We start from the raw sequence: 25,457 nt of genomic DNA on the forward strand, positions 1-25,457 counted from the left end.
TTGAAATCGACACACACCTATTAGCGTTTCCACCCATGTGGAAAACGCGGCATCGGCCGATGTTGCAGAGGGGGCGCAAACAATCGATCCGAGGCTGAATATGACGACATCTGCAACAAACGACGTGAATGCCGTGCCGCCCGAAACGTCCGACGCCGCGGCGGCATCCGGCGAAGCGTCCCGCGTCCCGTCGATCCTGCTGGTCGACGACGAGCCGAACGTGCTGTCGGCGCTCAGGCGCGTATTCCGGCCCGCCGGCTACGACATCGTGACGGCCGACAGCGGCGAGGCCGCGCTCGAGATTCTGGCGTCGACCGAAATCGACCTGATCGTGTCGGACATGCGGATGCCGCGCATGAGCGGCGCGGAATTCCTGGCGCGCGCGCGGGCGCTGTACCCGGACACGATGCGCATTCTGCTGACTGGCTATGCGGAGATCGCGTCGATCATGCAGGCCGTCAACGAAGGCGGCGTATATCGCTACCTGAACAAGCCGTGGGACGATCACGACCTGCTGCTGACCATCGAGCAGGCGCTGGAGCAGCGCCGCTTGCGCCGCGAAGCGGCCCGGTTGGCGGCGCTGACGGAGGCGCAGAACGAAGCGCTGCGCCGTTTCAATACCGACCTCGAAACGCAGGTTCGCGCGCGCACCGAGGAACTCGGCCAGACGGTGATGTTCCTCGAAGCGGCGCAAAGCGACCTGAAAAGCAGTTTCACGGCGATGGTCCAGGTGTGCGCGAGCATGATCGAGCTGCGCTGCGGGGCCGCGAGCGGGCATGCGATGCGGGTCGGCGAGATCGCGCGCCGGCTCGCGCTGGCGTCCGGGATGAGCGAACTGCATGCGCAGGACGTCTATTTCGCGGGGCTGTTGCACGGCATCGGCAAGCTGTCGTTGCCGGACGAATTGCTGCACAAGCCGCTCGTGCGGATGACGACGGACGAGCACCGCGTGTTCCAGGAGCATCCGTTGCGTGCGCAGATGGTGCTGACGCCGGTCGCCCAGCTGCACAAGGTCGCGTCGATCGTGCTGCACCAGTACGAGCGCTTCAACGGCCGCGGCACGCCGGACGGCCTGGTCGGCGACGCGATCCCGGTCGGGTCGCGAATCGTCGCGATCGCGCGCGATTTCGAAGGATTGCGCCACGGCGAAATCGGCGCGCCGCATTCGATCGAGCAGGCGATCGACGTGTTGCGCTCGCAGGCGAACGTGCGTTACGACCCGCAACTGGTCGCGCGCTTCGTCGAGTTGATGCGGGATCCCGCGAGTCTGCGCATCGCGGCGTCCGTCGCGGAGATCCGGTCGTCGCAGCTGCGCGAAGGGATGCAGCTCGCCGACGATCTGCGCACGCATCGCGGCGTGCTGTTGATGACGAAGGGCAGCGTGATGTCCGCGCACCAGATCGAGCTCGTGCGCCGCTTCGAGACGCGCGAGGGCATGCCGTTCGACATTCTCGTGCTGGCGCGCCCGGCCGGGCAGGCGCATGCACCCGATCCAGGCGCGCCGCCGGCCTGACGCCGAACGTCGGCCCGATGACCGCGGCGCGCGCGACGGCCCGCACCGCGGCACGGCATTCAACCCGTTGCGGGCGCCCGATCATGCATGGCATCTACAACCTTCCGCTCGTCCTGCTGTCGCTCGCGATCGCGACGCTGGCCTCCTATACGACGCTCGACCTCGCCGCGTTCATTTCGCTGCTCGACGAGCCGAAACTCAAGCGCGCATGGCTCGGCGGCGGCGCGGCGGCGATGGGCACCGGCATCTGGTCGATGCATTTCGTCGGCATGCTCGCGTTTTCGCTGCCGGTCCCGCTCGGCTATGCGTGGCAGGAAACGGGAGCCTCGCTGGCGATCGCGGTGCTCGTGTCGTATTTCGCGCTGAACGTCGTCACGCGCGCCCGGCTCGGGTGGCGGCGGCTGTGCGCGGGCGGCGTGCTGATGGGCGGCGGGATCGCCGGCATGCATTACACGGGGATGGCCGCGATGCACATGCAGCCCGGCATTCGCTACGATGCCGCGCTGTTCGCCGCGTCGATCGGGATCGCGGCGATCGCATCGACGGCCGCGCTGTGGATCGCGCAGGCGTTGCGCGTGCGGCAGGCGCGCCATGCGACCGCGCAACGCATCGGCGCGGCGGTCATCATGGGCATCGCGATCACCGGCATGCACTACACGGCGATGGCGGCCGCGCATTTCGCGCCGGATGCACGATGCGGCGCCGCGAACGGCGTCGACGCACCGTGGCTTGCGACGACGGTTGCGCTGTTCACGATGGCGACGCTGGTCGTCACGCTGCTGGTGTGCCGATTCGATGCGCGCACGATTTTCCTGCGCGGGATGACCGACACGCTCGAGCGGCTCGTGCGGTTGCGCACCGGCGAACTCGAACGCGCGCTGCAGCGCTACGAGCAGACGACGCAGATGCTGCAACGCACGCGCGAGAACATGGCGGCCGAGATCGACGAACGCAAGGCCGCGCACGCGCAGCTCGAACAGGAGAAGGACGAACAGCGCCGCCTGCTGCATGCGCTCGAGGAAACGCACGAACAGTTGCTGCAGTCCGAAAAGCTCGCGTCGATCGGCCAGCTCGCGGCCGGCGTCGCGCACGAGATCAACAATCCGATCGGCTTCGTCAGCGCGAACCTCAATACGTTGAAGACGTGGGTGCGCGGCCTCCTCGACGTGGTCGCCGCGCACGAGGCGGCGCTGCCGCAGCTCGATCCGGCCACGCGCGACGCGCTGACGGCCGCGCACCGGGCGGCGGATCTCGACTACGTCCGCGAAGAGATCGCGACGCTGATCGACGAGTCGATCGACGGCGCGCTGCGCGTGACGCGCATCGTGCAGGACCTGCGCGATTTCTCGCGCCCGGCCAGCGACGAATGGAGCGTGGTCGATCTCCATGCGGGTCTCGAGAGCACGCTCAACGTCGTCCACAACGCGCTGAAATACAAGGCCGACATCGTGCGCGACTACGGCGATGTCCCGCAGGTCGAGTGCCTGCCGTCGCAATTGAACCAGGTGTTCATGAACCTGCTGGTCAATGCGGCGCAGGCGATTCCGGAGCGCGGCGTGATCACGATCCGCACGTCGAGCGACGGCGATCAGGTATCGATCGAGATCGGCGATACCGGCGCCGGCATGACGCCCGACGTCGTGCGGCGGATCTTCGATCCGTTCTTCACCACGAAACCGGTCGGGCAGGGCACGGGGCTCGGGCTGTCGGTATCGCACGGCATCGTCGAGCGCCATCGCGGCGCGATCGACGTGACGAGCGAGCCGGGGCGCGGCACGACCTTCCGGATACGGTTGCCGGTCCGGCGTGCCGGCGAGCGTGCGCACGCGGCAGCGCTGGAGCAACGGGTTTGACGCCATGACGCCGGCCGCTTGCGCGCGGCCGGCGCGCGTGTCATGCGTCAGGCCAATCGCTGGCGGCGCTGACGACGAAAGAACTGCCAGAGCATCGCCGTCGCGTCCGGCCCCTTGGCGGAATGAAACGGCTCGCTCGGGTCTCCGCCGCTCCAGGCATGCGGCAGCCCGCGCACGATGCACACCCGGACGACGAGCCGCCCGCCCTTCAGATAGTCGACGTAGTCGGCATCGTCCCGCGCGTAGCTGCGCTGTTCGCCGACGCGGATCGCACCGTGTTCGTCGACGAGCCGGTTGAGCCGCGCGAACGCGATGCCGAGCTGCGTCGCGTTCCGGTCGGTCACGACCGTATCCAGCGCACCATGAACGACGAAGGCCGGCATGCCGGGACAGGACGCGACGTCGGTGCACGCGTCGAGCGCGGCGATCGGATCGTCGCGGAGGCCGCGACGCATCAGGCTCATCGCGGCCATCGTCGACGACGGCGGCGCGATGGCCGGGCCCGAGTGCAGGCCGACCGCCGCGAAGCGGTCGGGATACCGGAGCGCCAGCGCCGCGGCGAGCCCGGCGCCGGCGGACATGCCGGCCAAATAGATCCGGTCGCGATCGAAACCGTGGCGCTTCACGATGGCGTCGACGAGCGACGCGACGGCCGCGGCTTCCGACTGCGTCGCGTCGCCATGCCAGTGCCAGCAGCGGTGCGCATGGGCCGTCTTGGCCTGCTCGGGAAACAGCACGGCGAAGCCGGACCGCTCGGCGAGACGGCAGACACGCGTGCCCGCGGCGAACGATTCGGCGCTCTGCTTGCAGCCGTGCAGCATGACGACGGCCGGCATGCCCGCTGTCCTGGCAGGTGCGGCGGGAAGATACAGCGCGTACGCAAGATGGTTCACGAGCCGGCCGGCGCTCGGGCCGGCGGAATGAAACGAGCGGAGCCAGGTGCCGGATGGGCGGGCCGACGGGGCGCGCGCGGCGTCCGCCCGTTTGGCGACGCGGGCGGTGACGGTCGGCTCGAGGGTTCGTTGAACGACCTTTTTGGCGGCTTTTTTCGTGGCCGGCCGCGGCTTGCCGGCTTTCTTCTTGGGGCGCGCACCGGCCGCGGCCGAGAACAGTTCAAGATGCCGCAACCAGATGCTGGATTTTTTCCTGGGCATGTGCAATCTCGTATCGGCGTCCGGCCGTGGCGGGAACAGGCGGCGGTATGCGCCGTCGGGTGAAAGTCGAACGGGCGGCAGCAAGGTTCGTGCTGCGCGATCCTGCAAAACGGGGTCGGACGTCGGTTGTCGGCGATCCCGCTCGACCGAAGCACGCTGCGCGTGCGCCGGCTGGTGGGCAACTTGCCGTCGGCTTCCCGCTCGAGCGTGGCCCAGCATACCGATCACGCATGAAAGCGTCCCGTCCCGGCCGAGCCGGTCGGCGTGAAGGCGACGATCGAATCGCCCGCCGGCATTCACGTGATATCGTGCGGTTCGACAGCAGCATCCATCGTTCATTCCGTTGCGAGGGGCGACATGCGTCTAGCTGATTTCATCATTCGGAACATGGAGCCGATCCTCGTGGAGTGGGAGGCATTTGCCGCCACGCTGTTACCGGCTGCGCGGCACATGAACTCGCACGGGCTGCGCGATCATGCGCGGGAGATCCTGAGCGCCGTCGCCACGGACATCGCGACCCCGCAAACGCGGCACGCGCAACACGAAAAATCGTTGGGCCGCGCGCCCGAGCCGGCGAATGCGTCGGAGACGGCCGCGCAGACGCATGCCGTGCTGCGTGCGCGGCGCGGCTTCAACATCAACCAGTTGGCGGCCGAGTATCGCGCGCTGCGGGCCAGCGTGCTGCGTTTGTGGATCGACGCATGTCAGCCCAGCCCGCCTGACTGGGACGAGATGGTTCGATTCAACGAAGCGATCGACCAGGCACTCGCGGAATCGATCGCTATCTTCAACGAACAGGTGGAGCAGGCGCGCAACTTACTCCTCGGTATGCTCGGTCACGACATGCGTACGCCGTTGCAGACGATTCAACTGACGGCGTCGTATCTGGCCGCGCTCAATGCCGGTGAGGAAGTATCGGAGGCGGCCGCCCGGCTGATCCGCAGCGGCGGCCGCATGCAGGGCCTGCTCGACGATCTTTGCGATTTCAACCGGACGCAGCTCGGACTGGGCATCAACGTCGTGACGCGCAGGATCGATCTCGCTCAGGTGCTCGCCAATGTGGTGGACGAATTGCGGGCAGGGCACCCCGATCGAGAGATCGACGTCGCCGTCAGCGGCGATCTCCGTGGGGAGTGGGACGATCAGCGGATGCAGCAGTTGCTGAGCAATCTCGTGAGCAATGCCGTCAGGTACGGAACGCCCGGGACGCCGGTACGGGTGACGGCTGCGGCGAACGACGCGGAAGTGCTCATCGAGGTCGGCAATCACGGGCCGGCGATCGATCGGCTCACGCTGGACCGCATCTTCGATCCGCTCCAGCGCGGACGGGTGCGCCCGGAAAGGACGGGCGGCGATGTCGGCCTGGGACTCGGCCTGTTCATCGCCAACGAAATCGCCAAGGCGCATCGCGGCCGAATCGACGCGCGGTCCGATCACACGGAAACCGTATTCGCGGTGCGGTTGCCGAGACGCGGGTGAAGCGGCGAGCGGAGTCCGCGCATGCGTGGGCTTCAGGCGGTTCGATGCGCAGGCTGGTCGGACGGTAACGACCGACCGGTTGCCCGCCGGCGCGACGCGGCACGTCGTCGCGCCGGCGGGCGTGCCGCCGTCAATGCGCGTCGACGAGCCGCGGATCGATATACGCGTCGACGTCCTGCGACTGCTTGTACACGGCGTTGCGCACGTTGAACGCATTCGCGTTGCGCGTCGAGCCGTAGATCGAATCGAGCCCGTCGCCCTTGCGGAACGCGCGCTTCGCGGCCGCCTCGTCGAGCAGGTGCGTGCCCTTCAGCAGCGGCAGGTACTGCGCCGGCGCGAGCCCGACGCGCGCCGACATGATCTTGACCGCATCGGCCTGCGTCTTCGGATCGTTGATGTACGCGACGCAGCGGTACCAGACCTTGATCACCTTCGCCCAGTCGGCCCGGCGCGCGGCGAGGCTCGCCGGCGCGACGGTGATCGCATCGTAGATCAGCCCCGGTGCGTCCGCCGACGTGAAGATCGCCCGCGCGCCCGGCGCGCGCTTCAACGCCTCGCCGGCGTTCGGTTGCCACGCGGCGATCGCGGCGATGTCGGCCGACGAGCCGAGCACCTGCGGCAGCTCGTTGGTTTTCGCATTCACGAGCGTGACGTCGCCGTCCTTGAGCCCGTGCTTCTGCAGCGCGGTTTCGAGCAGCAGGTGGTCGACGAGGCCGAGCTCGACGCCGACCTTCTTGCCCTTCAGCGCCTCGACGGTGCGCAGCGGCGGCTTCGCGACGATCATGTCGTTGCCGGCCGAATAGTCGGTCAGCAGGATCATCACGTTCTTCGCACCGGACGCGCCCGTCACGAGCGCATCGCCGTTGGTCGCCGCGACCGCGTCCAGCTTGCCCGCGGAAAACGCGTCGAGCGACGCCGAATAATCGAACCATTCGAAATCGACGTCGACGCCGGCCTCCTTGAACCAGCCCTTGTCGAGCGCGACCTGGAACGCGACCCAGCCCGGCCAGTCGCTGTAGCCGATCTTCAGCGGTGCCGCGGCCTGCGCGGCAGGCGCCGCCCATAGCGCGGCAGCCGCGACGGCGGCGCCGAAGGCATGACGGATGAAACGGAAGGACGACAGGCGGCGGAACGCCGGGGCGGGACGGGTCATCGTTGTTCTCCAGGAGACCGGGATCGGGATCGTCGATACGGCCCGTGCGCGAGCACACGGGCCGGCTGCGTGACCGGTTCCTGCGGATGCGGAACGAACGAAACAGCGGCCACGGAGAGGCGCGACGGCCGTTGCCATCGCCAATCTCCCGGGCTTTTGTCCCGCCGTGTAGCACGTGCGCATCCGGTCTCGCGACCGGATGGACTCGCGCCGGGCTGCTCTCGGACCAGACGTTCGATGAACCGGAACCCTAGCACCCCTAAGATGCGACGCCGCCGCACCTCTCGGCATCATGCCGAGCGAGAAGCGTGCCAACGGCGCGCGGCAACGCGATTCAACGGCGGCGCAGCGGGCGCTGAAGTTCGATGAAGCGGGCGGCGAACAGCGCGTGCAGCACGCGCCGGAGCAGGTCGAGTTTGTTCATGAAGGATCGGATAGGGGGTGGCGGTGCATGGGTTCAGCAATGCCCGTGCCATCGCGGATCGGCCGTTGCGCGAGCACGCGACGCGCACTGCGCCGGTGCGCGGTTGCGTGCGCATGGTGCGCCGCGCGCCCGCCGCGAGGGCAAGCGCATGCATCCGCCATTCGCGTGCCACGCGGCATCGCGCCGCGGGGCCGCGTCGTGCGGTGATCGGGCGATGGCTGGCATGCAACTCGCTTATTCGATGCCCGAGAGGTGCGAAGCAATTTGCATCATCTTCAGGATCGCTAGGGTTCCGGTCGTGCGGCGTGTGCCGCGCGATGCCTGGTCCGAGAGCAATCCGGTCTTGCCTTCGCCTCGACGAGAGGAAACGGCGAGGCTCCACGGAGGGATAAAAGCCCGGGAGGTCGCGATGTCGTTCGGTCGCCCTCTCACGCCTTTTGTCCAACCGACCCCGGAGCCGCCATGTCGCCGAGCCCCCAAGCCGTCCTTGCCCCACCGCCGCACGTCGCGTGGGAAACGCTGATTCCCGCCGGAACCCACTGGTCCGGCATCCTGCGCCGCGGTCTCGCGCTGCGCATCGTCGACGTCGACGGCGGCGCGAACCTGTCCGCCGTCTTTCATCGTCAGGAAGATTTGCTCGAACGCTACAACATGGCCGACACGCTGAAGGCGCAGCACACCGCGCATCTCACGCGCGGCCATGCGCTGTACACGGACATGGGGCGCGTGATCGCGTCGATCACGGCCGACACGCTCGGCTGGCACGACCCGCTCGGCGGCGTCGGCGATGCGCGGTTGTTCGCGCAGAAGTACGGCACGTCGTCGTATCAGGTCGATCGCAACGCGATGATCCGCAACGGCCGCGACAGCCTCGTGCTCGAGCTCGCGAAATACGGACTGTCGGCGCGCGACCTCGCCGCGAACGTCAACTTCTTCAGCAAGCTCGCCACGCGCGACGACGGCGCGCTCGAGTTCGTCGCCGGCCATTCGCCGGCCGGCAGCGCGTTGGACCTGCGCTTCGAGATGAATACGCTCGCGGCGTTCTCGACCGCGCCGCATCCGCTCGACCCGCGCCCGGACTACGCGCCGAAAGCCGTGAAGCTGATCGCGTACCGCGCGTATCCGGCCGACGGCGCGGCGCCCGACGACGATCCGTGCCGGCGTGCGTGCGAGGAGAACACGCGCGGCTTCGCCAATACCGACCGTCTGTTTGCGTGAGGAGCGAGACCATGCCGATCATCGAAAGCCGTCTCGACCCGCGCGACGCGATCCACGACGTCACGCTCGACGCGGGCGCCCCGTGGCTGCACGACCTGAAGCGCGGGCAGACCTTCCGCATTCTCGACCTGGAAGGCAACCAGGCCGTCGACACGCTGTTCTACTGCACCGACGATCCCGAAGAGCGCTACAGCGCGCAGGACACGATCCGTGCGCAGCGCAACCTGTATCTGAGCGCGGGCAGCGTGCTGATGTCGAGCCGCGGCAACCCGATGGCGACGATCGTCGCCGACACGTGCGGCCGTCACGACACGCTCGGCGGCGCGTGCGCGGCCGAGAGCAACACGGTGCGCTACGCGCTCGACAAGCGCTACATGCACAATTGCCGCGACAGCTTCCTCAACGCGATCGCGCACTGCACGTGCGGCGCCGGCGCGCGGCTCACGAAGCGCGACCTGGTCGGCAACGTCAACTTCTTCATGAACGTGCCCGTCACGCCGCTCGGCGGGCTCACGTTCGAGGATGGCATCTCCGCGCCCGGCAAGTACGTCGAGATGCGTGCGGAGATGGACGTCACGGTGCTGATCTCGAACTGCCCGCAACTGAACAATCCGTGCAACGGCTACAACCCGACGCCGGTGCGCCTCATCGTGTGGGAGGCGCAATGAACGGCCTCCACGCTCACTTGCTTCGCATGGGGCCGGCGTACGCGCTGAAGCGCTACTCCGGGCCGACACGTTCGCTGCGGGAGGCAACATGAGATTCGCCAAAGTCCTCGTCGCGAACCGCGGCGAAATTGCGTGCCGCGTGATCCGCACGCTGAAGCGCCTCGGCATCGCGTCGGTCGCGATTTATTCGGATGCGGATCGCGACGCGCGCCACGTGGCGCTCGCCGACGAAGCCGTGCGGGTCGGCCCCGCACCGGCGGCCGACAGCTATCTGAACGTCGCGGCGATCCTCGCCGCCGCGCGCGAAACCGGCGCGCAGGCCGTGCACCCCGGCTACGGCTTCCTGTCCGAGCACGCCGGCTTTGCCGACGCGTGCGAAGCGGCGGGCCTGCGCTTCATCGGGCCGCGCGGCGATCACATGCGCGCGTTCGGCCTCAAGCACACCGCGCGCGAACTGGCGGCCGCGCAGGGTGTCGCGCTGTTGCCCGGCACCGGGCTGCTCGACGACGTCGCGACGGCGCTCGCCGACGCCGACGCGATCGGCTATCCGGTGATGCTGAAGAGCACCGCGGGCGGCGGCGGCATCGGCATGTCGCTGTGCCGCGACGCCGCGCAGCTCGGCGCCGCGTTCGAATCCGTCGTGCGGCTCGGCGCCGCGAACTTCGCGCATGCAGGCGTCTATCTCGAGAAGTTCGTCGAACACGCGCGGCACATCGAAGTGCAGATCTTCGGCGACGGCCGCGGTGGGGCGATCGCGCTCGGCGAACGCGATTGCTCGGTGCAACGGCGCAACCAGAAGGTGATCGAGGAAACGCCCGCGCCCGACCTGACCGACGCCGAGCGCGACGCGCTGCACACGAGCGCGGTGCGGCTCGCGCGCGCGGTGGGCTACGCGTCGGCCGGCACGGTCGAATTCGTGTTCGACGCGACCGAACGGCGGTTCTATTTCCTCGAGGTGAACACGCGGCTGCAGGTCGAGCATTGCGTGACCGAGGAAGTGACGGGTGTCGATCTCGTCGAATGGATGATCCTGCAGGCCGAGGGCGACCTGCCGCCGCTCGACACGCTCGCCGTCGCACCGCGCGGCGCGAGCATCCAGGTGCGGCTCTATGCGGAGGATCCGAACAAGCAGTTCCAGCCGAGCGCCGGGCTGCTCACGCACGTGGCGTTTCCCGAGAACGTTCGGGTCGACGGCTGGATCGACGCGGGCACGGAGATCAGCGCGCATTACGATCCGCTGCTCGCGAAGCTGATCGTGCGCGGCGACACGCGGCGCGACGCGCTGGCCGCGCTGCGTGCCGCGCTCGACCGTACCGAGCTGTACGGGATCGAGACCAACCTCGACTATCTGCGTGCCGTAGTCGGCTCCGACACGTTCGCGCGCGGCGCGCCGACGACCGCGTTCCTGTCGCGCTTCGCGTTCGCGCCGCACACGATCGACGTGCTCGACGGCGGCGTGCAGACCACCGTGCAGCAGGCGCCCGGGCGCGTCGGCTACTGGAGCGTCGGCGTGCCGCCGTCCGGCCCGATGGACGATCGCGCGTTCGACCTCGCGAACGCGCTGCTCGGCAATGCGCGCGATGCGGCCGGGCTCGAATTCACGATGGTCGGCGCGACGCTGCGCTTCAACACCGCGACGCTCTTCGTGCTCGGCGGTGCGCCGCTCGCGGCCACGCTCGACGGTGAGGCGGTGCCGTTCTGGCAGGTCGTGCGCGCGCGAGCGGGTGCGGTACTCAAGCTGGGCGGCGTGACGGGCGCCGGCGTGCGCGCATGTCTCGCCGTCAAGGGCGGGCTGCAGGTGCCCGACTATCTCGGCAGCAAGGCGACCTTTACGCTCGGCCAGTTCGGCGGCCATGCGGGCCGCGCGCTGCGCAAGGGCGACGTGCTGCATCTGCACGCGGACGCCGGGCGCGGCGACGCCGGTGCGACGCTGGCCGCGGCCGACGTTCCGGCGCTCACGCATGCATGGACGCTCGGCGTGCTCGACGGTCCGCATGGCGCGCCGGATTTCTTCACGCCGGACGACATCGCGATGCTCTACGGCACGCAGTGGACCGTCCATTACAACTCCAGCCGCACCGGCGTGCGGCTGATCGGCCCGAAGCCGCAATGGGCGCGTGCGGACGGCGGCGAGGCAGGGCTGCATCCGTCGAACATCCACGACAACGCGTATGCGATCGGCGCCGTCGATTTCACCGGAGACATGCCGGTGATTCTCGGCCCGGACGGCCCGAGCCTCGGCGGCTTCGTGTGTCCGGTGACGGTCGTGCGCGACGAGCTGTGGAAGCTCGGGCAGTTGCGGCCGGGCGATACCGTGCAGTTCGTGCGCGCGGGCGTGCCGGCCGCGAAACCGGACGCGAAACCGGCTGCCGCGGTCGCGGCGGCGCCACGTGGCGTTGCCGCGGCGACATCCGGCCCGTTCGGCGATTGCGTGCTGCATCGCGACCCGTCGGCCGGCGGCGGCATCGGCGTCGTCTACCGGCGCTCGGGCGACCGCAACGTGCTCGTCGAATACGGGCCGCTCGTGCTCGACCTGAACCTGCGCTTTCGCGTGCACGCATTGATGTGCTGGCTCGACGCGCACCGGCTGCCCGGCATGCTCGACCTGACGCCGGGCATCCGCTCGCTCCAGGTGCAGTTCGACGCGCGGACGCTGCCGCTCGACACGCTGCTCGCGCATCTGCGCACGGCCGAGCGCGAACTGCCCGACGTGGCCGACATGCGCGTGCCGAACCGCATCGTGCATCTGCCGCTGTCGTGGGACGACCCGTCGACGCGCGTCGCGATCGAGCGCTACATGCAGTCGGTGCGACCCGACGCGCCGTGGTGCCCGAGCAATATCGAGTTCATCCGGCGCATCAACGGCCTGCCGAGCATCGATGACGTGAAGCGCATCGTGTTCGACGCGCGCTACCTGGTGATGGGCCTCGGCGACGTCTACCTCGGTGCGCCCGTCGCGACGCCGATCGACCCGCGGCACCGGCTCGTGACGACGAAATACAACCCCGCGCGCACCTGGACGCCGGAGAACGCGGTCGGCATCGGCGGCGCGTATCTGTGCGTGTACGGGATGGAAGGGCCCGGCGGCTATCAGTTCGTCGGCCGCACCGTGCAGATGTGGAATCGCCACCGCACCACGCGCGAATTCGAAGCCGGCAAGCCGTGGCTGCTGCGCTTCTTCGACGAAATCCGCTTCTACGAAGTCAGCGAGGCCGAGCTGAGTGCGCTGCGTGCGGATTTCATCGCGGGGCGTGCGACGCTGAAGATCGAGGAATCCGTGTTCGACCTGGGCGCCTACAACCGCTTCCTGCGCGACGAGGCGGAGTCGATCGCCGCGTTCAAGGCGACGCAGCAGGCCGCGTTCGACGCGGAGCGCGAGCGGTGGCGCGCGGCCGGCCATGCGGACTACGTCGGCGACGCGGAGCCGGGCGACGCGCCAGCGGACCGGGAAGCGGGCGCGCTCGACGACACGCAGCGCGCGATCGCCGCGGACGTGTCGGGCAGCGTATGGAAGGTGCTGGTGGAAGCCGGCGAGCGCGTGACCGAAGGGCAGGTCGTCGCGATCGTCGAGTCGATGAAGATGGAGGTGGCGGTGACGGCAACGGAAGACGGCACGATCGAGACGATCGATTGCGCGCCGGGCGCGGCGGTGGTGGCCGGCCAGCGGCTGATGGTGATGAAGGCGGGCGCCGCCGAGGAGGTCGCATGAGCACGACGGAACGCTCGATCCCGGCCGCGCGGCATTCGATTGCCGCGCTGCGCGCCCGCTACGCGGCGGGCGACCTCACGCCGCATGCGCTTGTCGACGCGATCGCCGCGCATTTCGACGCGGGCGACCCGCACCATGCATGGATCCGGCCGCTCACGCGCGACGAGATGATGCCGTATGCCGACGCGCTGGCCGGACGCGACATCGCGTCGTTGCCGCTGTACGGCGTGCCGTTCGCGATCAAGGACAACATCGACCTTGCCGGCATTCCGACGACGGCAGGCTGCCCGGCCTATGCATACACGCCGGCACGCAGCGCACCCGTGGTCGAGCGATTGATCGCGGCCGGCGCGATTCCCGTCGGCAAGACCAATCTCGACCAGTTCGCGACCGGGCTCTCGGGGCAGCGCTCGCCATACGGCGCGTGCCGCAATGCGCTCGACCCGCGTTACGCGTCGGGCGGCTCGAGTTCCGGGTCGGCGGTGGCCGTCGCGCTCGGCGTCGCGACGTTCTCGCTCGGCACCGACACGGCGGGCTCCGGGCGCGTGCCGGCCGCGTTCCACGGGCTCGTCGGGCTGAAGCCGACACGGGGCGTGCTGAGCACGCTCGGCGTGGTGCCGGCGTGCCGGTCGCTCGATTGCGTGTCGGTGTTCGCGCGGTCGGCCGACGACGCGCGCACCGTGTTCGCCGCCGCGCACGGCGTGACGGAAGGCGATCCGTACGGACGTGCATGGCAGCCGCTGCTGGGCGCGGACGGATTGCGCGCGCAGCCGGCGCGGCCGCTCGGGCAATTGCGTTTCGGCATGCCGCGTGCCGATCAGCTCGAGTTCTTCGGCGACGCATCGTATCGCGCGGCGTGGGGCGTGGCGCTCGAACGCCTGCGCACGACCGGCGCGCGGATCGTCGAGATCGATTTCGAACCGTTCCTGGCCGCGGCGCGGCTGCTGTACGACGGCCCGTGGGTTGCCGAGCGGCTCGCCGCGATCGGCGCGTTCGCCGCGCGCGAGCCCGATGCGCTGCATCCGGTGATCCGCGAAATCGTCGGCGGTGCGGCGCGTTTCAGCGCCGCCGATGCGTTCGCCGCATTCGACCGGCTCGCCGCGCTGCGCGTCGAGGCGGCCCGCGCGTGGGACGGCCTCGACGCGATCGTGATGCCGACCTCGGCGACGACCGCGACCGTCGACGCGCTCGAAGCCGATCCGATCGCGATCAATTCGCGCTTCGGTTACTACACGAACTTCGTGAACCTGCTCGACCTGTCGGCGATCGCGGTGCCGGCGGGCACGTGCGCGACCGGGCCGCATGCGGGCTTGCCGTTCGGGATCACGTTCGTCGGTCGCGCGCACGACGATGCGCGGCTGCTCGATCTCGCGCACGCGTGGGGCGACGGCACGGCCGCCGTCGGCGACGTCCGGTCGCCCGAGGCCGCGGCGCCGGCGCGCGCCGCAGCCGCGGGCGTCGTGCGGGTGGCCGTCGTCGGCGCGCATCTGCGCGGCGAGCCGTTGAATTGGCAGCTCACGCAGCGCGGCGCGCGCTTCGTCGATGCGACCACCACCGCGCCGGCCTATCGGCTCTATGCGCTGTCCGCCGACGCAAGCGGCGGCGTCGCCAAGCCGGGGCTCGTGCGCGTGCCGGACGGCGGCGCGCCGATCGCGGTCGAGATCTGGGAGATGCCGGTCGAGGCCTACGGCAGTTTCGTCGCCGGGATCGCGGCACCGCTCGGCATCGGCACGCTGACACTCGCCGACGGCTCGCGGGTGCAGGGCTTCCTGTGCGAAAGCGCGGCGCTCGACGATGCGCGGGACATCACGCGGTTCGGCGGCTGGCGCGCTTACCGCGCGCAGGCCGCGAGCGGCGCACTGCAATGAACGCACGGTCGCGCGATGCCGCGGCAGCCACGCGACCGGCACTCGAAACGATACGGAGATTCCGATGACAACGACCCGCAACACGACCGGATGGCTCGCCGTGCGGCGCGAGCTGACCACGCGCGGCAAATGGACGCTCGGGCTGGCGTCGTTCCTGCTGCCGTTCGCCGTCTGGTGCCTGATCAGCTATGTCCCGTTCGTCTGGCATCCGCAGATGCGCATCACGAATCCGGGCAGCGTCGACTATTTCCAGACCGGCATGCAGATCGACCGCGACGTGTTCGACGACGAGCTCGCGCATGCGCGGGCCGAGCATGCGGCGGTGCCCGAAGGGGAGCGCGCGAACCCGGTCTACCTGCCGGCGCCGCACCAGGTATTGCGCGCGTTCTACACGGCGTTCACGACACCGCCCGCGTCGCGCGACGGCGTGTGGCTGCACGAAAGCCTGTGGCACAGCATCCGCATCATCTTCTGGGGTTTCGTGATTTCGTCCGCGATCGGCGTGCCGCTCGGCATCGTGTGCGGCACCTTCAGTGCGCTCGCGCGACTGCAGGAGCCGTTCCTGGAGTTCTTCCGCTACCTGCCGGCGCCGGCGTTCGGCGCGCTGATGGTCGCGATTCTCGGCATCTACGACGCGCCGAAGATCGCGATCATCGTGATCGGTACGCTGTTCCAGCAGGTGCTGATCATCGCGAACACCACGCGCAAGCTCGAATACGGGCTGTTCGAGGCCGCGATGACGCTCGGCACGAAGAAGCTGAAGCTGCTCACGCACGTCGTGATTCCGGGCGTGCTGCCGGATCTGTATCGCGATCAGCGGATCCTGCTCGGCTGGGCGTGGACCTACCTGATCGTCGCCGAGCTGGTCGGCACGAGTTCGGGCATCACGTGGTACATCAGCCAGCAGGCGCGCTACCAGCATTTCGACAACGTGTATGCGGCGATCCTGATGATCGGGATCATCGGCCTCGGCACCGACCTCGTGCTCGCGCTGCTCGGCCGCCGGCTCTTTCCGTGGGACCGCACGCTGAAAGCGTGAGCGCCGCCCGCACGTCCCCATCGACCGATTTCAGCAGAGGGCATCATGCAGAACCCGCAAGCCGTCCCCGATTACCTGATTCAATCCGACGCGGTGCGCGAGCGCTTCGCGCGGCTGAAGGCCCGCGACGTGATCCTCGACGTGCGGCACGTCGGCAAGCGTTTCGCGACGCCGCAAGGCGAGTGCGTCGCGCTCGACGACATCAGTTTCCGCACGCACCGGCGCGAGTTCGTGTGCGTGATCGGCCCGTCCGGCTGCGGCAAGTCGACGCTGATCCGGATCCTCGCCGGGCTCGATGCGCAAACGAGCGGCGAGGTGCTGCTGGACGGCAAGCCGGTCGACGGGCCGGGCGCCGATCGCGGGATGGTGTTCCAGGGCTACACGCTCTTTCCGTGGCTCACGGTGAAGAAGAACGTGATGTTCGGCCTGCGCATGAACGGCAGCAGCAGCGGCGAGGCCGAGCGCGAGGCGCTGCAGTGGCTCGATCTCGTCGGGCTGACGCGTTTCGCCGACGTGTATCCGCACCAGTTGTCGGGCGGCATGAAGCAGCGCGTGGCGATTGCCCGCGCGCTCGCGAACCGGCCGCGCATCCTGCTGATGGACGAACCGTTCGGCGCGCTGGACGCGCAGACGCGTGCGAGGATGCAAACGCACCTGCTCGACATCTGGCGCAACATTGACGTGACGATCCTGTTCATCACGCACGATCTCGACGAGGCGATCTTCCTGGCCGACCGGATCCTGGTGCTGAAGGCGAATCCGGGCGGCGTGCAGGAGCTGATCGAGGTGCCGGTGCCGCGGCCGCGCGATTATTCGCAGGTCAATACGCCGGAGTTCATCGCGACGAAGGCGCGGCTCGAAGCGCTGATCCATCCGAAGGAGGCCGCGCCGGCGGAAGACGACGGCATCAAGCCGCACATGATCCGGATGACGGACGTGGCGGACAACGTCGAGTAGCGTGGAGCACGTTCATTCTGTCGCGCCGGAGCCCGTGTCGTATCGGGCCCCTGATGCCCGGGGCGACGACTTCCTTGACGATTGCACCAAAATGATGACGTCAACCCCGCCACATCCGGACTGATTTTTTCGACTCGCTTAATGGCGCTCGACTTCTCACGGTAAGCTCATGACTCCCTGATCGATTCTTCGGCTTGTGAGACAAAGCGATGAAGGTAACCATTGCGTACATCGAAGAACCTCCATTCGGCTGGACCGAAGCGGACGGCACGGCTGCCGGTGCCGATCTCGAGCTCGCGGCGACGATCCTGCGCCAGATCGGCGTCACCCGGATCGAGTATTGCCCGACGACGTTCAGCGAATTGCTGCCCGGCGTCGCGGCAGGCTACTGGGACATGAACGTGCCGCTCTTCGTGACACCGCGGCGTGCCGATACCGTCGCGTTCAGCGTCCCGGTGTGGGGGATCGAGGACGGTTTCCTGGTTCGCCCCGGCAACCCGAAGGCGCTCAGGAGTTATGCGTCGATCGCCGAGCGTCCCGATGCGCGGCTCGGCATCATTGCCGGACAGGTGCAGCACGATTCCGCGATGGCGTCAGGCGTGAGCCGGCGGCAGATCGTCCTCTTCGAACAGCAAGCCGATGCGATCGCGGCCGTGCTCTCCGGCGTGATCGACGCCTACGCGAGCACGGCGTTGGGCAATCGCATCGTGGCGGGCCGGATCGGCAGCGCGATGATCGAGGCCGTCGCGCACGAGCCGGATGTCGACGGCAGCCAGCGGACGCCGCCGCTGGGCGCGTTTTCATTCAACCGGGGCAACGAGGCGCTTCTGACGGCGGTCAATCGGCAACTTCGCTCATATCTCGGCTCGCCGGACCATCGTGCCCGCATGGCGAGATTCGGGCTGACGGATCGCGAGATCGATCCGGCTGTCTTGCAGAGCGCATAGGCCGGCACGCGGGCACGAGCCGTGCCCGGCGACCGGCCATTAGACTCGGCGAAATGCCTGCCGCGCAATCGGGCTTTATCGGTCGAACCTGACGAAGTCCTTGAAGATCAGGCGTCCCCAGCTTTTTCCGCGCGCGTGCACGAGCCATCCGCCTTCCGACAGCCTGCCCAGCTGGATCGGCGCGAAACCGAGTTTTTCCGCGAGCGCACCGACCTCCGTTGCGGCATCGTCATCGTCGCTCGCCAGAAACACGACTCGCCTGCCACCGTGGACGGCCGGGTCCTGGGCGAGGACGGCCGCGACCAGATGGTTGAAGCCTTTCACCAGTCTGGCGCCGGCAAATGCTTTCGCGATGAAGGCCGACGACGGGAGCCCGTCGAGTTCGTCAAGCGGGGCCTGCGTGTTCATCGCGTCGATGACGGTCTTGCCGGTCCAGTCGGGTAGCGCTTCGGCGACCGCCGCGTGCGATTCGAAACGAACCGCCAGAAAGATGATGTCGGCCTTGACGGCTTCCGCGAGGGTGGTGGGAACGATCGTCGGTCCGAGCGCGGCCGCATCGGCCGCGAAGCTTGCCGGATCGCGGGTGGCGGCAACGGCCACGTCGATCCCGTTGCGGGCGAACGCGCGCGCAAGCGCGTGACCGATCTTGCCGAAGCCGATGATGGCGTAACGCATGTGTCTCTCCTCGAGAAGAAAGGACGCGCGGGCGTAGGCCGCGCTCAAGTCCTCCTCAGAGTTGTGCCAGGCCGCCGTCGACGGCGACTTCGCTGGCGGTCATGAAGCTGCTGTCCGACGACGCCAGAAAGGCGGCCACCGCCCCGATTTCCGCCGGATCGGCCATGCGCTGGAGCGGCGTCATCGCGCCGTAGGCCTTCTGGCCTTCTTCGCCCAGTGCCTCCTTGGCCAGTTCGGTCGCCGTCGCCCCGGGCGACAGCACGTTGACCCGGATGCCGGTGCCTTTCAGGTCCGCTGCCCACGTCCGGGCGAGATTGCGCACCGCCGCCTTGCTCGCGCTGTAGGCCGTGAAGCCGGGCGCGCCCGTGGTGCCGGCGCTCGAACCGGTCAGGATGATCGACCCGCCCGCGCCCATCAGCGGCAGCGCCTTCTGCACCGTGAAGATCGTCCCCTTCACATTGGTGTCGAAGATGTCGTCGATGTGCTCGGCGGTGATCTGGCCGAGCGGAAGCGGGCTTCCCGTCCCCGCGTTGGCGAAGACGATGTCGAGCGTTCCGCGCGCCGCCTTCACCGCCGCGTAGAGCCGGTCGAGGTCGGCCGGATCGGAGACCGAGCCCTTTACCGCGCGGGCATGGGGCCCAAGGTCGGCCACCGCGGCGTCGAGCGCCTGCTGCCGACGGCCGAAGAGGAACACGAAAGCGCCTTCCTCGATGAAGCGCGTGGCCGCGGCGCGGCCGATGCCGGTTGCGCCACCGGTGATCACGGCGGTCTTGCCATTCAAGCTGTTCATGTCGTGCATCCTTCGAAACAAAAGCGATGAACCCGATTCTGGCGCGCTTGATTCATGAAGACAATTGACTGAATATCTATCAATACCATCTACTTTTTAGATAGACATGCTCGACAACGTCACCATCAATCAACTTCGGGCGTTCGTCGCCGTGTGCGACCAGGGGAGCTTTTCCGGGGCGGCAAGGGAACTGAGGCGGGCGCAGTCGGCGATCAGTCATGCGATCGGCGCGCTGGAGAGTGCCTTCGACGTGGTGCTGTTCGAGCGCAACACGCGCAAGGCGACGCTCACGGCCGCCGGCCGCAGCCTGCTGCCCGATGCGCGCGGCGTGATCTCGCGCACCGAGGAAATGAAGATGCGTGCGGTGGCGATTGCCGAAACCGGTGTTCCGCAGGTGTCGATCTCCATCGACACCTATTTCCCGCGTGCGCATCTGATCGAATGCCTGCGCACGCTTCAGGCGGAGTTTCCAACGGTTGCGATCAATCTGCGCATGACGACCATGCAGGGTGGCGAGCGCCTGGTTCTCTCGGGCACGTGCGCATTGGCGGTGACGATCACGGACGTGCCCGAGCTGAGCCCGGGCACCATCGAACGGCATCATTTACTCGATGCACACATGGTGACCGTCTGTGGGCCAGCGCATCCGCTGGCCGCGCTGGCGAAGCCGATTCCGCGGGAGGAATTCGGCCGGCATATCCAGCTCGTCGTGACCGACAATCAGCCCGATGCGGAAAAGACCCAGCAAGGGGTCGCCAGCGAACGCCAGTGGTGGGTGAACGACCTCGGCGCGAAGCACGATCTGCTCAAGGGGAATTTGTGCTGGGGGCACATGCCGCGCCATATGGTCGAGGCGGACCTCGCGAACGGAACGCTCGTCGAGCTCCGGCGGCGCGCATGGCACATGCGTCCGCTTACGTTCATGGTCTCGCAGCGGCGCGGGTACGCGTTTTCCGGATGCGAGGCACGGCTGGTCGAGCTTCTGGGCAGTTGTCCGTCGCAAAAGGCCGGAAGTGCGAGGTCGACGTGACGTGCGGCCGCTTTCGCGCGGCGGCGGTCCTGATGGAGTGCGGCGAGGGCATCAGCTGACAGTGCCGGTCACGAGGCAGGGGCTTGACGCGACCACCTGCCGGACCTGCGCCGAATCGACGGCGTCGCCGGTACGAACGGGTATTGCGTTGCCTGCGGTGAGCGCGCCGGCCTCGCGCGTCATCGCCGCGAATGTGGAGGCAAGATACCGTGGGCGCCGCCGGAACAGCACTAGCGCGTGCCGACGCCTCCATGAATGCCTGTCAGTTCGACCAGGAAATCCAGGAACGCCCGGGTCTTTGCCGGCACGTGATGCCGGGACGGGTAGTACGCGTACAACGGATACCGCTCGTCGGCCCATTCGGGAAAGAGATCGATCAACCGGCCGTCGGCGATCAGCGGCTCGGCGCCGAGCAGCAGCATCTGCGCAATGCCCGAACCGGCGAGGCATGCGTTGAGCAGGGCGCCCGGATCGTTGACCGTGAGCCGTCCGCGGGTGTCGACCACGATGCGTTTGCGCCGGCGATGGAATTCCCACGCGAACGGCTTGCCTGTCTCCGGGTTGCGAAATTCGAGGCAGCGGTGGTTCCGGCTTTCGAGGTCCTCGGGTCTGGCCGGCCGTCCCCGGCGCGCGATGTACGAGGGCGCCGCGACCGTCACGACGCCGGTATCGAGCAGCTTTCTCGCGATCAGGCTGGATGCCCGCGGTTCGCCGAATCGCACGGCGAGGTCGAAGCCGTCCATGACGAGGTCGCCCAGGCTGTCTCGCGCGATGAGCTCGATTTCGAGCTCGGGATGCGCGTCCATGAATGCATCGAGCCGTGGCCCGAGAATGGCCCGGTAGACGACCGGATCCAGATTGATTCTCAGCTTGCCGCGCACCGCGGAGGCGCCGCCTGCCGCCGCCGCGGCAGCTTCCTCCAGCCCGGCGAGATGGGGCATGACCTGCTCGTAAAAGCGGCGGCCTTCTTCCGTCAGCGACACCGATCGCGTCGTTCGGTTGAACAGCCGGATGTTCAGCTTTCTTTCCAGCCGCGCAATCGCCCGACTGACGCCCGGCGGCGTCATGCCGATGACGTCGGCGGCCGCCGAGAACGTCCCGGCATCGACGACGGCGGCGAACACGCTGATGCTGCCGGACAGCTTCTCGCTACTGGATCTCATGGTTGTTCGACTGAATACGGGTGGCGGATCGTGCGACCCACTGAAGGCCGACACGCGAACGCCGCCCGGCGTAGCCATGCCGGGCGGCCGTGTCGATCATGCCGAATTGATGACACGTTGTCACTTATCTGATGCCATCCATGTCGTTTTGTTTTGATCGCCGTTTGTCCAGAATGCGACCCACGTATTCACACATGGAGAACGAACGATGTATGCAATCACGGGAATCACCGGCCAGGTCGGCGGCGCACTGGCGCGCGAGCTGCTGGCCGCGGGCCGGTCGGTGCGCGCAGTGGTGCGCGACACCACGCGGGCGGCGGCGTGGGCGGCGCGCGGGTGCGAGATGGCGACCGCCTTCATGGACGACCCTTCGTCGCTCGCCGCCGCGTTTGCCGGCGCGACGGGCGTTTTCATCCTGCTGCCGCCTGTGTTCGATCCGGCGCCCGGGTTGCCCGAAGCGCGGAAGGCGATCGAGGCCGTGTCCGCGGCGCTTCTGAAGGCGCGGCCCGAAAAGGTCGTGTGCCTGTCGACGATCGGTGCGCAGGCCGACGAGCCCAATCTGCTCACGCAACTCACGCTGATGGAGCAGGCGCTGCGCGAGATGCCGATGCCGGTGACGTTCCTGCGGCCCGGCTGGTTCATGGAGAACGCCGCGTGGGATGTCGCGTCCGCGCGCGACGATGGCGTCGTCGCCAGTTACCTGCAGCCGCTCGACAAGCCCGTGCCGATGGTCGCCACCGCGGATGTCGGCCGCGTGGCGGCGGAGCTGCTCCAGCAGACGTGGAGCGGGGTGCGTGTCGTCGAGCTCGAGGGCCCGTGCCGGGTGAGCCCCGACGATCTCGCACGGGCCTTTGCTCGCGTGTTGGGCCGGGACGTGCGTGCGGAAGCCGTCGACAGGCGAACGTGGGAAACGCTGTTTCGCGCGCAGGGCATGAAGCATCCGCTCCCGCGCATGCGGATGCTGGACGGCTTCAACGAAGGCTGGATCGATTTCGAAAGCGGTCCTGATGAAATCTTGCGCGGCCATGTTGTGCTGGACACGGTTCTGGGCGCGCTCGTGTCGCGCACGGCCTGATTGAAGACGGTGGGCGGTGCGGGGCGTGCTGGCGCGACTGGCTCTTCACCGGCCCCGCGTAGAGGATGGGTGCCGGAGAAAGCCCACGGTCGCGACAGCCGAATCGCGATGTGCGATACCGGCTCTTCACGCACGAACCTGCCCGCCTTTCTCAATCGTGCCTGATCGCGATGGTCTTCAGCGCGGTAAAGCCGAGCAACGCCTCAAAGCCTTTCTCGCGGCCATATCCGCTTGCCTTCACGCCGCCGAACGGCAGTTCCACGCCGCCGCCGGCGCCGTAGTTGTTGATGAAGACCTGTCCGGCCTGCAGCTTGCGCGCGAGCCGCAGCGCGCGGGCGCCGTCCCGCGTCCAGACGCCCGCGACGAGGCCATATTGCGTGCCGTTCGCGAGTGCGACCGCCGCGTCTTCGTCGTCGAACGGCATGGCCGCGAGCACCGGGCCGAATACCTCTTCCTGCGCGAGTTCGCTGTCGGGCGGCACGTCGCGGAACAGCACCGCTTCCTGGTAGTAGCCCGCACCCGATGCGCCGGCCGCGATGGTGCCGCGCGCCGCTACGCGAATGCCGTCGGCCTGCGCGCGCTCGACGATGGCGCGGACCCGCGCATGCTGCTGGGCGTTGACGAGCGGCCCCATCTCCAGATTCATCGACGGCGGCCCCGAACGCAGCCGCTCGAAATGTTGGGCGAGACGATCGAGCACGCGCTCGTAGACGGTGCGCTGGACGAGCAGGCGGCTGCCGGCCGAGCAGGTTTGCCCCGCGTTCTGCACGATCGCGTTGACGATCACGGGCAGCGCCTGGTCGAGGTCGGCATCGTCGAACAGCAATTGCGGCGACTTGCCGCCCAGCTCGAGCACCGCGGGGCAGTGACGCTCGGCGGCCGCACGGCCGACCCGCGCGCCCGTTCCGGTCGAGCCGGTAAACGAGATGTGACGAATGCCGGGATGGGCCGACAGTGCCGCGCCGGCTTCGCCGCCCAAGCCGGTGACCACGTTGACGGTGCCGGCCGGCAAGCCGACCTCCGCCGCGAGTTCGGCCAGCCGCAGAATGGACAGGCTCGCATCTTCCGCGGGCTTGACCACGCACGCATTGCCGGCGGCGAGCGACGCACCGACCGAGCGGCCGTAGATCTGCATCGGGTAATTCCACGGAATGATGTGGCCGGTCACGCCGATCGGTTCGCGCACCGTCAATACCGTGAAGCCGGCCGTGTAGGGCAGCGTGTCGCCGTGCAGCTTGTCGACGCATCCGGCGTAGTACTGCAGGTAGCGCGCGAGCACCGCTGCGTCGGTACGGGCGGTGTTCAGCGCCTTGCCCGTGTCGCGCGCTTCGAGCTGCGCGAGTTCGTCCGCATGCTGCGTGACGGCCGCCGCGTACGCGAACAGCAGGTTGCCGCGCTCGACCGGCGACAGCTTCGCCCACGGGCCGTCGAGCGTATCGCCCATCGCGCGCCGGGCCGCGGAAACGGCGCGCTGCACGTCCGTCGCATCGCCGCGCGCGATCGTCGCGAACGGTTCGCCGGTGCTCGGGTCGACGACGTCGATCCGCGCGCCGGTGTTCGGCGCGACGCGGGCATTGTCGATGTAGTGATCAAATTGCATGGGTCATTCCTCGATCGATGCGTTATTCGCGACGGTGTGGGCTATCGCCGCGCCCAGTTCTTCGGTGCCGGCCGTGCCGCCCATGTCGCGGGTGCGCGGGCCGGTGACGAGCACGGCCTCGATCGCGGCGACGATTTCTGCGGCCGCGGCTTCGTAGCGCGATTCGCCGCGGCCGAGGTGTTGAAGCAGCAACGCGGCCGACCAGATCTGGCCGATCGGATTTGCGATGCCGCGCCCGGCGATGTCGGGCGCCGAGCCGTGCACCGGCTCGAACAGCGACGGGAAGCGTCGCTCCGGGTTCAGGTTCGCCGACGGCGCGATCCCGATCGTGCCGGTACAGGCCGGGCCGAGGTCGGACAGGATGTCGCCGAACAGGTTCGACGCGACGACGACGTCGAAGCGATCAGGGTTCTGGACGAAGTGCGCGCACAGTATGTCGATGTGATATTTGCGCGTTTCGATGTCCGGGAACGAGCGGGCGATCTCCGCGAGGCGCTCGTCCCAGAACGGCATCGTGATCGAGATGCCGTTGGATTTCGTCGCCGCCGTCAGCTGCTTGCGCGGGCGCGAGCGGGCGAGTTCGAACGCGAACCTGAGCACGCGGTCGACGCCGACGCGCGAGAAAACCGACTGCTGCACGGCGATCTCGCGGTCGGTCCCGGTAAACATCCGGCCGCCCACCGACGAATACTCGCCTTCGGTGTTCTCGCGCACGACGATGAAGTCGATGTCGCCCGGCTGGCGCCCCGCGAGCGGCGCGGGCACGCCCGGCATCAGGCGGACCGGGCGCAGGTTCACGTATTGATCGAACTCGCGCCGGATCCTGATCAGCGATTCCCACACGGCGACGTGGTCCGGCACGATGTCGGGCGCGCCGACCGCCCCGAAGAAAATGGCGTCGTGCGCGCCAATCTGCCGCGCCCAGTCGGCCGGCATCATCGTGCCGTGGCGAACGTAGTGATCGGTACACCAGTCGCCGAACTCGTCGAACGCCAGCGGAATGTCGAAGCGGTCGGCGGCCGCGCGCAGCACGCGCAGGCCTTCGGGCATCACTTCCTTGCCGATGCCGTCGCCGGCGATGACCGCGATGCGGTGCGGGTTCTTCATGTTGCGGGAAGCCTCCAAGACGAAGCTGGCGTCCC

General features: G+C 68.3%; 19 protein-coding genes and 2 riboswitches. Of the genes, 12 read left to right on the plus strand and 7 right to left on the minus strand.

Annotation, left to right across the window (positions count from 1 at the left end; all coding sequences use genetic code 11):
* Positions 1–100: 100 nt before the first annotated feature.
* Positions 101–1,513, plus strand: a complete 1,413-nt coding sequence (locus tag HWX62_RS01215) for an HD domain-containing phosphohydrolase (RefSeq protein WP_175930819.1) — start codon at positions 101–103, stop codon at positions 1,511–1,513.
* Between the two features lie 83 nt (positions 1,514–1,596).
* On the plus strand, positions 1,597–3,366 hold the full coding sequence (locus HWX62_RS01220) for a histidine kinase (RefSeq protein WP_175930818.1): 1,770 nt from the start codon (positions 1,597–1,599) through the stop codon (positions 3,364–3,366).
* A gap of 47 nt (positions 3,367–3,413) precedes the next feature.
* On the opposite strand, the gene HWX62_RS01225 is transcribed toward HWX62_RS01220, so the two are convergent.
* Positions 3,414–4,520: an alpha/beta fold hydrolase gene (locus tag HWX62_RS01225; RefSeq protein ID WP_175930863.1), complete on the minus strand. Its 1,107-nt coding sequence runs from the start codon at positions 4,518–4,520 to the stop codon at positions 3,414–3,416.
* 357 nt (positions 4,521–4,877) lie between these two features.
* On the opposite strand from HWX62_RS01225, the gene HWX62_RS01230 reads away from it, so the two are divergent.
* Complete coding sequence (locus HWX62_RS01230; protein ID WP_175930862.1) at positions 4,878–5,999, plus strand: sensor histidine kinase; 1,122 nt, start codon at positions 4,878–4,880, stop codon at positions 5,997–5,999.
* 130 nt (positions 6,000–6,129) lie between these two features.
* Here HWX62_RS01230 and HWX62_RS01235 read toward each other — a convergent pair whose 3' ends face one another.
* Positions 6,130–7,152 (minus strand): ABC transporter substrate-binding protein, encoded by a 1,023-nt coding sequence (locus HWX62_RS01235; protein WP_175930817.1) that lies wholly within the window; start codon positions 7,150–7,152, stop codon positions 6,130–6,132.
* A 143-nt stretch (positions 7,153–7,295) separates the two neighbouring features.
* Positions 7,296–7,417: riboswitch (guanidine-I (ykkC/yxkD leader) on the minus strand.
* A gap of 432 nt (positions 7,418–7,849) precedes the next feature.
* Positions 7,850–7,981: riboswitch (guanidine-I (ykkC/yxkD leader) on the plus strand.
* Between the two features lie 57 nt (positions 7,982–8,038).
* On the opposite strand from HWX62_RS01235, the gene HWX62_RS01240 reads away from it, so the two are divergent.
* The 7 genes from HWX62_RS01240 to HWX62_RS01270 all read left to right on the plus strand — a co-directional run bounded on the left by HWX62_RS01240 (position 8,039) and on the right by HWX62_RS01270 (position 17,982).
* On the plus strand, positions 8,039–8,794 hold the full coding sequence (locus HWX62_RS01240) for an urea amidolyase associated protein UAAP1 (RefSeq protein WP_175930816.1): 756 nt from the start codon (positions 8,039–8,041) through the stop codon (positions 8,792–8,794).
* An 11-nt stretch (positions 8,795–8,805) separates the two neighbouring features.
* The gene (locus HWX62_RS01245; protein ID WP_175930815.1) at positions 8,806–9,462 is read left to right on the plus strand and encodes an urea amidolyase associated protein UAAP2; all 657 of its coding nucleotides are present in this window, start codon (positions 8,806–8,808) and stop codon (positions 9,460–9,462) included.
* Positions 9,463–9,550: 88 nt separating this feature from the next.
* A complete protein-coding gene (uca, locus tag HWX62_RS01250) occupies positions 9,551–13,171 on the plus strand; it encodes an urea carboxylase (protein ID WP_175930814.1) in 3,621 nt (1,206 codons plus the stop codon).
* Complete coding sequence (gene atzF, locus HWX62_RS01255; protein WP_175930813.1) at positions 13,168–15,039, plus strand: allophanate hydrolase; 1,872 nt, start codon at positions 13,168–13,170, stop codon at positions 15,037–15,039. The genes uca and atzF overlap by 4 nt, the downstream gene beginning before the upstream one ends.
* A 64-nt stretch (positions 15,040–15,103) precedes the next feature.
* On the plus strand, positions 15,104–16,078 hold the full coding sequence (locus HWX62_RS01260) for an ABC transporter permease (RefSeq protein ID WP_175930812.1): 975 nt from the start codon (positions 15,104–15,106) through the stop codon (positions 16,076–16,078).
* Between the two features lie 45 nt (positions 16,079–16,123).
* Positions 16,124–17,035 carry an ABC transporter ATP-binding protein gene (locus tag HWX62_RS01265; RefSeq protein WP_175930811.1) on the plus strand — a complete coding sequence of 304 codons (912 nt, stop codon included), beginning with the start codon at positions 16,124–16,126 and terminating at the stop codon, positions 17,033–17,035.
* A 209-nt stretch (positions 17,036–17,244) separates the two neighbouring features.
* A complete protein-coding gene (locus HWX62_RS01270) occupies positions 17,245–17,982 on the plus strand; it encodes a transporter substrate-binding domain-containing protein (RefSeq protein WP_175930810.1) in 738 nt (245 codons plus the stop codon).
* A 75-nt stretch (positions 17,983–18,057) separates the two neighbouring features.
* Here HWX62_RS01270 and HWX62_RS01275 read toward each other — a convergent pair whose 3' ends face one another.
* Both HWX62_RS01275 and HWX62_RS01280 read right to left on the minus strand, forming a co-directional pair.
* Complete coding sequence (locus HWX62_RS01275) at positions 18,058–18,657, minus strand: NADPH-dependent F420 reductase (protein ID WP_175930809.1); 600 nt, start codon at positions 18,655–18,657, stop codon at positions 18,058–18,060.
* A gap of 55 nt (positions 18,658–18,712) precedes the next feature.
* Complete coding sequence (locus tag HWX62_RS01280) at positions 18,713–19,447, minus strand: SDR family oxidoreductase (protein WP_175930808.1); 735 nt, start codon at positions 19,445–19,447, stop codon at positions 18,713–18,715.
* Between the two features lie 106 nt (positions 19,448–19,553).
* On the opposite strand from HWX62_RS01280, the gene HWX62_RS01285 reads away from it, so the two are divergent.
* Complete coding sequence (locus HWX62_RS01285; RefSeq protein ID WP_175930807.1) at positions 19,554–20,477, plus strand: LysR family transcriptional regulator; 924 nt, start codon at positions 19,554–19,556, stop codon at positions 20,475–20,477.
* A 230-nt stretch (positions 20,478–20,707) separates the two neighbouring features.
* On the opposite strand, the gene HWX62_RS01290 is transcribed toward HWX62_RS01285, so the two are convergent.
* Positions 20,708–21,640 carry a LysR family transcriptional regulator gene (locus HWX62_RS01290; RefSeq protein ID WP_175930806.1) on the minus strand — a complete coding sequence of 311 codons (933 nt, stop codon included), beginning with the start codon at positions 21,638–21,640 and terminating at the stop codon, positions 20,708–20,710.
* A 208-nt stretch (positions 21,641–21,848) separates the two neighbouring features.
* On the opposite strand from HWX62_RS01290, the gene HWX62_RS01295 reads away from it, so the two are divergent.
* Positions 21,849–22,715 (plus strand): NmrA family NAD(P)-binding protein, encoded by an 867-nt coding sequence (locus HWX62_RS01295; RefSeq protein WP_175930805.1) that lies wholly within the window; start codon positions 21,849–21,851, stop codon positions 22,713–22,715.
* Positions 22,716–22,866: 151 nt separating this feature from the next.
* Here the strand turns inward: HWX62_RS01295 and HWX62_RS01300 are convergent, their stop codons facing one another.
* Both HWX62_RS01300 and HWX62_RS01305 read right to left on the minus strand, forming a co-directional pair.
* Complete coding sequence (locus tag HWX62_RS01300) at positions 22,867–24,315, minus strand: aldehyde dehydrogenase family protein (protein WP_175930804.1); 1,449 nt, start codon at positions 24,313–24,315, stop codon at positions 22,867–22,869.
* Between the two features lie 3 nt (positions 24,316–24,318).
* A complete protein-coding gene (locus tag HWX62_RS01305; protein ID WP_175930803.1) occupies positions 24,319–25,422 on the minus strand; it encodes a tartrate dehydrogenase in 1,104 nt (367 codons plus the stop codon).
* Positions 25,423–25,457 lie beyond the last annotated feature (35 nt).

Source organism: Burkholderia sp. BCC0506, from assembly GCF_902833145.1.
Classification (GTDB): domain Bacteria; phylum Pseudomonadota; class Gammaproteobacteria; order Burkholderiales; family Burkholderiaceae; genus Burkholderia.